Annotated in this window: 9 protein-coding genes; 8 read left to right on the forward strand and 1 reads right to left on the reverse strand. The window is 38.5% G+C overall.

Annotated features, from left to right (window positions below):
* Positions 1-579: 579 nt before the first annotated feature.
* On the reverse strand, positions 580-783 hold the full coding sequence (locus tag V7149_RS08760) for a sigma factor G inhibitor Gin (RefSeq protein WP_335345260.1): 204 nt from the start codon (positions 781-783) through the stop codon (positions 580-582).
* A gap of 227 nt (positions 784-1,010) precedes the next feature.
* Between V7149_RS08760 and V7149_RS08765 the strand changes: the two genes are divergently transcribed.
* The 8 genes from V7149_RS08765 (at position 1,011) to V7149_RS08800 (ending at position 7,202) form a co-directional block, all read left to right on the forward strand.
* Entirely contained in the window at positions 1,011-2,447 is a 1,437-nt protein-coding gene (locus V7149_RS08765; RefSeq protein ID WP_335345261.1) for an aminotransferase class I/II-fold pyridoxal phosphate-dependent enzyme, read from the forward strand.
* Between the two features lie 227 nt (positions 2,448-2,674).
* Positions 2,675-3,313, forward strand: a complete 639-nt coding sequence (gene tmk, locus V7149_RS08770) for a dTMP kinase (RefSeq protein WP_335345262.1) — start codon at positions 2,675-2,677, stop codon at positions 3,311-3,313.
* Between the two features lie 157 nt (positions 3,314-3,470).
* On the forward strand, positions 3,471-3,800 hold the full coding sequence (locus V7149_RS08775) for a cyclic-di-AMP receptor (protein WP_335345263.1): 330 nt from the start codon (positions 3,471-3,473) through the stop codon (positions 3,798-3,800).
* A 37-nt stretch (positions 3,801-3,837) separates the two neighbouring features.
* The gene (gene holB, locus V7149_RS08780; protein WP_335345264.1) at positions 3,838-4,845 is read left to right on the forward strand and encodes a DNA polymerase III subunit delta'; all 1,008 of its coding nucleotides are present in this window, start codon (positions 3,838-3,840) and stop codon (positions 4,843-4,845) included.
* Positions 4,838-5,665 carry a PSP1 domain-containing protein gene (locus tag V7149_RS08785; RefSeq protein ID WP_066302014.1) on the forward strand — a complete coding sequence of 276 codons (828 nt, stop codon included), beginning with the start codon at positions 4,838-4,840 and terminating at the stop codon, positions 5,663-5,665. The genes holB and V7149_RS08785 overlap by 8 nt, the downstream gene beginning before the upstream one ends.
* A 13-nt stretch (positions 5,666-5,678) precedes the next feature.
* On the forward strand, positions 5,679-6,053 hold the full coding sequence (yabA, locus tag V7149_RS08790) for a DNA replication initiation control protein YabA (protein ID WP_335345265.1): 375 nt from the start codon (positions 5,679-5,681) through the stop codon (positions 6,051-6,053).
* Positions 6,054-6,199: 146 nt separating this feature from the next.
* The gene (locus tag V7149_RS08795; RefSeq protein ID WP_335345266.1) at positions 6,200-6,940 is read left to right on the forward strand and encodes a tRNA1(Val) (adenine(37)-N6)-methyltransferase; all 741 of its coding nucleotides are present in this window, start codon (positions 6,200-6,202) and stop codon (positions 6,938-6,940) included.
* Positions 6,930-7,202, forward strand: a complete 273-nt coding sequence (locus V7149_RS08800) for a GIY-YIG nuclease family protein (protein ID WP_335345267.1) — start codon at positions 6,930-6,932, stop codon at positions 7,200-7,202. Before V7149_RS08795 ends, V7149_RS08800 begins: the two co-directional genes overlap by 11 nt.
* Positions 7,203-7,250 lie beyond the last annotated feature (48 nt).

The following is a 7,250-nucleotide window of genomic DNA, read 5'->3' on the forward strand; positions in this document are numbered from 1 at the left end:
CAAAAGTAAAGGACATCATATAGATGTCTTTTTTTGTTGTTGCTAAAAACGATTATGACGCTCTTTCGGAAGAAAATTTTAAGCTGATAGTAATTAAGAGAGGTTCAAAACGCCTTTCACGGAGAAAAGTAAAGGTCAAAGGTAGTAAAGAGCGGCTCAAAACACCCTTCACGAAGAAAAATAGGGCCCGAAGGTAGTTAAGAGAGTCTCAAAACACCCTTCATGAAGAAAAATAGGGCCCGAAGGTAGTTAAGCACCGTTCAAAACGCCCTTCGTGAAGAAAAGTAAAGGTCAAGGTAGATAAGGAAGGTCCATGGAACGCTTTTTCATAAGAATCCATCAAAAATGATCGCTATGAGTGCTTCATGGAACACATTTTGCTAAGAACTCACCGAAAACGCTCACTATAAAAGGTTCATGGGACGCATTTTGTTAAGGCTCCCTCAAAAACGCTCACCATAAGAGGTTCAGCGAATATGTGTTACAAATAAAAATTGCCGATGATTTTTCCCGGCTCCGGAAGGTTTGAAAATCGCAGAGATATAAAACCAAAATAAAAAGCCCCAAATGGAGCCTACATTATGAAAGTATTTCTGGATTTGTGACTTTTTTTAGCTGTTTTAAATAATATTTATATTTTGGATTACTTGTATCTGTAGAAATTAAATCACTTTCGCAATCTGTACAGATAAAAGAAGTGTATAGATGTATGCCTCTTAATTTTGTTTGCTCGCAAATGACACACTCTTCCCCTATATGCTTCTTTGCTAATAGCGAACTCAATAACTCCACCTCCATACACCAATTCTGTCCTAATTTACCGCATTGTATACAATCCTTTGAAAATTCGATTAAAAAGATTACTTGTTTACTAATGTATGTTAAAAGATGAATTTGGTTGTATGTCTTACTCAATTCTTTCCCATTGGCTTTTGTATAAGAAAGTACCGCAGTTCACTTCTATTTGGTAAAATAGATGGGATGATTAACAATATATTTGGTGATGATATATGAATCAAAATAAAATGCCTATATTTGACGCTTTAAAAGCACATATTGAACGTAGCCCTGTTTCCTTTCATGTTCCTGGACATAAATATGGAGGCCTTCTTCCTGATGAAGCAAAGGGGTATTTTCAGGAATTATTAAAGCTTGATGCAACAGAACTTAATGGATTGGATGATCTTCACTCTCCAGAAGGGATTATTTTAGAAGCTGAAGAGCTGCTTGCCCATTTTTATGGAACGAAAAGAAGCTTTTTCTTAGTGAATGGCTCAACTGTTGGAAATTTGGCGATGATCATGGCTGCGATCGCAGAACATGATACCGTGCTTGTCCAAAGAAATTGCCACAAGTCAGTTTTAAATGGGGTACAGCTTATGAAGGCCCATCCTGTTTTTCTAGGTCCAGATTTTGATGAGGAATGGGGTGTCGCAGGAGGGGTATCTCTTCAAACAGTAAAAATGGCTGTGGATGAGTATCCGGAGGCTAAGGCCATTATTCTTACATATCCAAATTACTATGGGATGGCCAATGATATAGAGGAAATCATTCAATATTCTCATTCTAAAGGGATTCCCGTTTTAATTGATGAGGCACATGGTGCCCATTTTGCAGGAAACGAAATATTCCCACGGTCAGCTGTGCAATTAAAGGCTGATATAGTTGTTCAGTCAGCTCATAAAACACTTCCTGCAATGACAATGGGGGCTTATCTTCATTTTAATAGTGAAATTCTTTCAGAAAGAAAAGTCAGTGACTATCTTCAAATCCTGCAATCAAGCAGCCCCTCTTATCCCATTATGGCGTCATTAGATATGGCGAGGCACTATTTGGCTACTTATTCAAATGAGGATATGAACGATCTTTTTCAAAAGATAACTGAATTTAGAAGGAGATTGCAGCAAATAAGGGGCATTCAAGTACTAGATTATCGAAATGGCAAAGGAGATCCGCTCAAAATAACGATTCAATCCACCACATCATTGAGTGGATATGATTTGCAAAGATTGCTCGAAGGTACAGGAATTTATGCTGAAATGGCTGACCCCTATAATGTACTGCTTGTTTTTCCTTTATTAAAAAAGGATTTGGATTTTTCTATTGAAGAGATAATTAGGCGTTTTGAGACAGCTCTTCAATCTATCCCAAATACACAGAGGGACAATATAATAAGCAGCTTTGGTAAACCGAGAATTTCAAAGCTGAGCTTGAATGTGAAGCAGATGGCAAGCCTCACAAGCCAATCTATCCCCTTGGAAGAGGCAGTCGGTAAAATAGGTGCGCAATTGCTTATTCCTTATCCTCCTGGTATCCCACTATTATTTCCTGGGGAAAAAATTCAAACGGAAGATATAGATTTTATTAAATTACTGCTGAAAACAGGTGCCAGATTTCAAGGCGGAGACAGCTTGAAATCTGGAAGAATAGACATATTTCCCGAATAATTTAACTTCATTCAGCTGAAGTTTTCCACTTCTATAAGTGGGAGAAGAATGAAAAAAGGTATCAAATTCATTGGGGGTATTACTTCCGCTGAATGAAGTTAAGCCTCCGGCGGATGCCTCAGATTTTTTAGAGGAAATTATCGAGCAAGCTCGATAAAAATCTGGGCGCAATTCCGCCGAGGCGAAATTGATTATATTATGATTGAATCATCTTGGAGGTTAGCGATTTGAAAAAAGGTATTTTTATAACAATGGAGGGCCCTGATGGAGCTGGGAAAACAACCATCATTAACATGCTTGGCTCAAGATTAGAAGCAGAAGGCTATCAGGTTATGCAAACGAGAGAGCCAGGTGGGATTGATATTGCTGAGCAAATTCGAAATGTCATTCTGGACAAGAACAATACAAAAATGGATCCCCGTACCGAGGCCTTATTGTATGCGGCGGCACGAAGGCAGCATCTTGTTGAAAAAGTCATTCCAGCTCTTGAAAAAGGTTATGTTGTTTTATGCGATCGATTTATTGATAGCTCCCTAGCCTATCAAGGCTATGCTAGAGGATTAGGAATGGATGAAGTGTTTTCAATTAATCAATTTGCCATCGAAGGAATGATGCCGCAAATAACGTTCTATTTTGACATTGAACCAGAGGAAGGTCTTGAAAGAATCAACCGGCATAAGGAACGGGAAGTAAATCGTCTAGATCTTGAGAACTTAGAATTTCACCACAAAGTACGCGAGGGTTATTATAAGCTAATAAATAGTTATCCTGAACGGATTTATAAGATAGATGCTTCCCAATCAATCGAAATGGTGTATAAGGCAGCTGAAGAAAAGATAAAAGAGATAATCCATAGGGAAGAATAAATGAAGGAGGGTGACTATTTACATGTGTATCACCCTCTTTTTTGTACCTCAAAGTTTAGTCAATATGGATAAAACATGTTAGTTCTTTAAAAAATTGCTATAATGAATGTAGTAAGGCAATTTTAGAAAAGTGGAACAAATGAAAGGGGATGAGAGTATGAAACTAATATTAGCGGTTATTCAAGATCAAGACAGCAATAAATTAATGAATGCATTGGTAAATAATAATTTCCGGGCAACAAAGCTTGCAAGTACTGGCGGCTTTCTAAAATCAGGGAATACAACCTTCATGATCGGAACAGAGGATATTCGTGTTGACAGGGCATTGCAAATTATTAAAGAAAATTGCAAATCAAGAGACCAGCTAGTGGCCCCTATCTCTCCAATGGGAGGAAATGCAGATTCATATGTTCCATATCCAGTTGAGGTCGAGGTCGGAGGAGCAACCGTCTTTGTACTGCCAATTGAAAAATTCCAGCAGTTTTAATAGAATTTTATTATAAAGAATTAAAGTGGTGATGACAGTGGTCAAAACGTGGGAAGACCTAGAAAGCATTCAGCCTGTTGTTTTGAAAATGTTTAAAAATAGCATCTTAAAGGATAGGCTTGCCCACGCTTATTTGTTTGAAGGGATGAAAGGGACTGGCAAACGGGATGCCGGGAGTCTTTTAGCCAAAAGTGTTTTTTGCCACTCACCCATTCAAGGCTATATGCCTTGTGAGGATTGTGTAAATTGCAAAAGAATTAACAATGGGAATCACCCTGATGTTCATCTTGTTGAACCAGATGGTCTGTCCATTAAGAAGGCTCAAATCCAGACTCTTCAAGAGGAATTTTCGAAAACAGGTGTTGAATCTAGGAAGAAATTATATATGATAGTTCATGCTGATCGAATGACGGTAAATGCTGCCAATAGTTTGTTGAAGTTTCTTGAAGAACCACATCCTCATACAATGGCGATTTTAATGACAGAGCAGGCACAGAAAATACTTCCTACTATTCTTTCTCGCTGTCAAACTATTTCCTTTCAGACGTTATCACCTGAAAAAATGATTGAAAATCTTAAATTAAATGGAGTATCGCCACTGTTGGCCCCATTAATTGCCCAACTTACCAATAATATAGATGAGGCAATTGAGTATAGTCAGAATGATTGGTTTGTACAAGCACAAAAAATAGTGTTAAAATTATATGAAGTGCTTAAGAAAAGTCCTTTAGAGGCGATGGTAGCTCTCCAGGATGATTGGTTTAAGCATTTTAAAGAGAAAGAACAGTTAGATATAGGTCTTGATTTATTACTTCTAATCTTTAAGGATTTACTATATATACAGCTCGGCAAGGAAGGTCAAATTGTCTATCTAAATGAGAAAGCACGTTTAGAACAGTTTGCGTTGCATTCCTCTAGCAGACAAGTATCGGAGCAGATGACAGCAATTTTGGAAGCAAAGAGGAAATTGCATGCAAATATGAATCCGCAGCTGTTAATGGAACAGCTTGTGTTGAAATTGCAGGAGGGGTCTTCATTTGTATGATGTAGTAGGAGTCCGCTTTAAAAAAGCGGGCAAGATATATTATTTTGATCCCGGCGGGCTAGAGATAGAAAGGGATGACTTTGTCATTGTTGAAACAGTCCGTGGTGTGGAATATGGCAAGGTTGTCGTTCCACCGAAAAAAGTGGATGAGCATGATGTGGTTCTGCCCTTAAAAAAGGTTCTGCGAATCGCGGATCAAAAGGATAAAATGATTGTCGAAGAAAATAAGCAGGCTGCAAAAGAAGCTTATGAGGTTTGCAGTGAAAAAGTAAGTACTCATCATTTAGATATGAAACTAGTTGATGTTGAATATACATTTGACCGAAATAAAGTCATCTTTTACTTTACGGCTGATGGAAGAGTAGACTTCCGGGAGCTTGTAAAGGATCTTGCAGCGATTTTCCGTACAAGAATAGAATTGCGTCAAATAGGCGTTAGGGATGAAGCAAAAATGTTAGGCGGCATTGGCCCTTGTGGAAGAATGCTATGCTGTTCTACTTTTCTAGGCGACTTTGATCCAGTCTCCATTAAGATGGCAAAGGACCAGAATCTCTCCTTGAACCCAACGAAAATATCAGGCCTATGCGGACGTCTGATGTGCTGTTTGAAATATGAAAATGATGAATATGAGGAAGCAAAAGCCCAGCTTCCTGACCTTGGTGAGTGGATTCAAACACCTGAAGGTCCTGGCAAAGTAGTAGGATTAAATATTTTAGAACGGGTGCTGCAAGTGGATGTAACTGCTGCTGAACGCGTGCTTGAGTATACTTTAGAAGAATTAGTAAAACAGGGTGCTGTATCAGTTCAATCCACAGATTAATGAGGTGGAATACGTGGATAAAAAAGAAATCTTTGATTCAGTAAGTAATATGGAAGCCCAAATTGGACAGTTATATCAACAGCTAGGTGAGTTAAAGCAGCATTTGGCAGAAATACTAGAAGAGAATAATGCTTTAAAGCTGGAGAACGAGCATTTAAGACGCCGTTTGGAATTAACGACAGATAAAGGAAAGACGACAGTAAAAAAAGGGACGACAGCCACATCGCCAGTGGATTCCGCTGATTACAAAACAGCTGATATTGGAGAAGGCTACGATAATCTTGCCCGTCTTTATCAAGAAGGTTTTCACATATGTAACCTCCATTTTGGAAGCCCGCGAAAAGAAGGAGATTGCCTGTTTTGCTTATCTTTTCTTAATAAGAAATAATTTTTTGGCCTTCCTCTTAATGGGAAGGCTATTTTTAACATGTTAGCTTCACAAGGGACGTTTCGGCAGCATCATCATCGCACGAGTAAAAGCGTTACCTTTTAGGTGGAGCATCAACGCATTTTAAATAATATGGAGGAAAGAGAATGGATATTTTAAAAGGAGACGAGCGTTTAGATTATTTGCTTGCGGAAAATTTGCGTATTATTCAAAGCCCGACGGTGTTCTCCTTTTCACTTGACGCCGTTTTACTTGCCAGGTTTGTTCATGTGCCGATTCAAAAGGGTCGGTTAATCGATCTATGCAGTGGAAACGGTGTGATTCCGTTATTTTTGAGCATGAGATCAAAAGGCTCCATTGTAGGGGTTGAAATTCAGGAACGGCTTTTTGATATGGCAAAGAGAAGCATCGAATATAATCAATTGGAAGATCGGCTTCAGATGATACATGGGGATATTAAGGAGATGACAAAGGAGCTTGGATTTGGAAAGTTTGATGTTGTTACTTGTAACCCACCTTATTTTCCTACTCCCTCATCGGAAGAAATCAATGAGAACGAGCATTTAGCCATTGCCCGCCATGAAATTCTCTGTACACTGGAGGATGCGATAAAGGCTTCAAGCGACTTAGTCAAGCAGGGCGGAAAGGTAGCATTTGTTCATCGGCCGGGAAGGCTCTTAGATATTGTAACACTTATGAGAAAATATAAATTGGAACCAAAAAAGGTCCAATTTGTTTATCCGAAGCAAGGAAAGGAAGCAAATACATTATTAATAGAAGCAACTAAATACGGCAGTCCAGATTTAAAAATCTTGCCCCCATTAATTGTCTATCAGGATAATAATGAATATACCCCTGAAATAAGGAAGATTTTATATGGAGAATAATCATCTTTTCTATGTGCTGCAGTGCAGGGATTATACGTTGTATGCAGGCTACACGAATAATTTAGAAAAGCGGATAAAGCTTCACAATGAGGGAAAAGGGGCAAAATATACAAGGGGAAGAGGACCGGTCAAGCTTGTATTCTCAAAAGCGTACGATAATAAAAGTGATGCCTTAAAGGCAGAATATGAATTTAAGCAATGGCCGAAGAAAAAGAAAGAAGAATTTATAATTAAAAATAAAGAAAACAACTTCGGAAGTTAGAGAAATGTCTAGCTCCAGCGCCTACCCCCTCGAGGTCACAAGCCAATC

Origin of the sequence: Bacillus sp. JJ1503 (assembly GCF_036965125.1) — a bacterium.
Taxonomy (GTDB): domain Bacteria; phylum Bacillota; class Bacilli; order Bacillales; family Cytobacillaceae; genus Cytobacillus.

Bases quoted from the DNA above. Each gene is read 5' to 3' on its own strand.
- V7149_RS08795 (WP_335345266.1), top strand. From the start codon at position 6,200: ATGGATATTTTAAAAGGAGACGAGCGTTTAGATTATTTGCTTGCGGAA.
- V7149_RS08800 (WP_335345267.1), top strand. From the start codon at position 6,930: ATGGAGAATAATCATCTTTTCTATGTGCTGCAGTGCAGGGATTATACG.
- V7149_RS08765 (WP_335345261.1), top strand. From the start codon at position 1,011: ATGAATCAAAATAAAATGCCTATATTTGACGCTTTAAAAGCACATATT.
- V7149_RS08775 (WP_335345263.1), top strand. From the start codon at position 3,471: ATGAAACTAATATTAGCGGTTATTCAAGATCAAGACAGCAATAAATTA.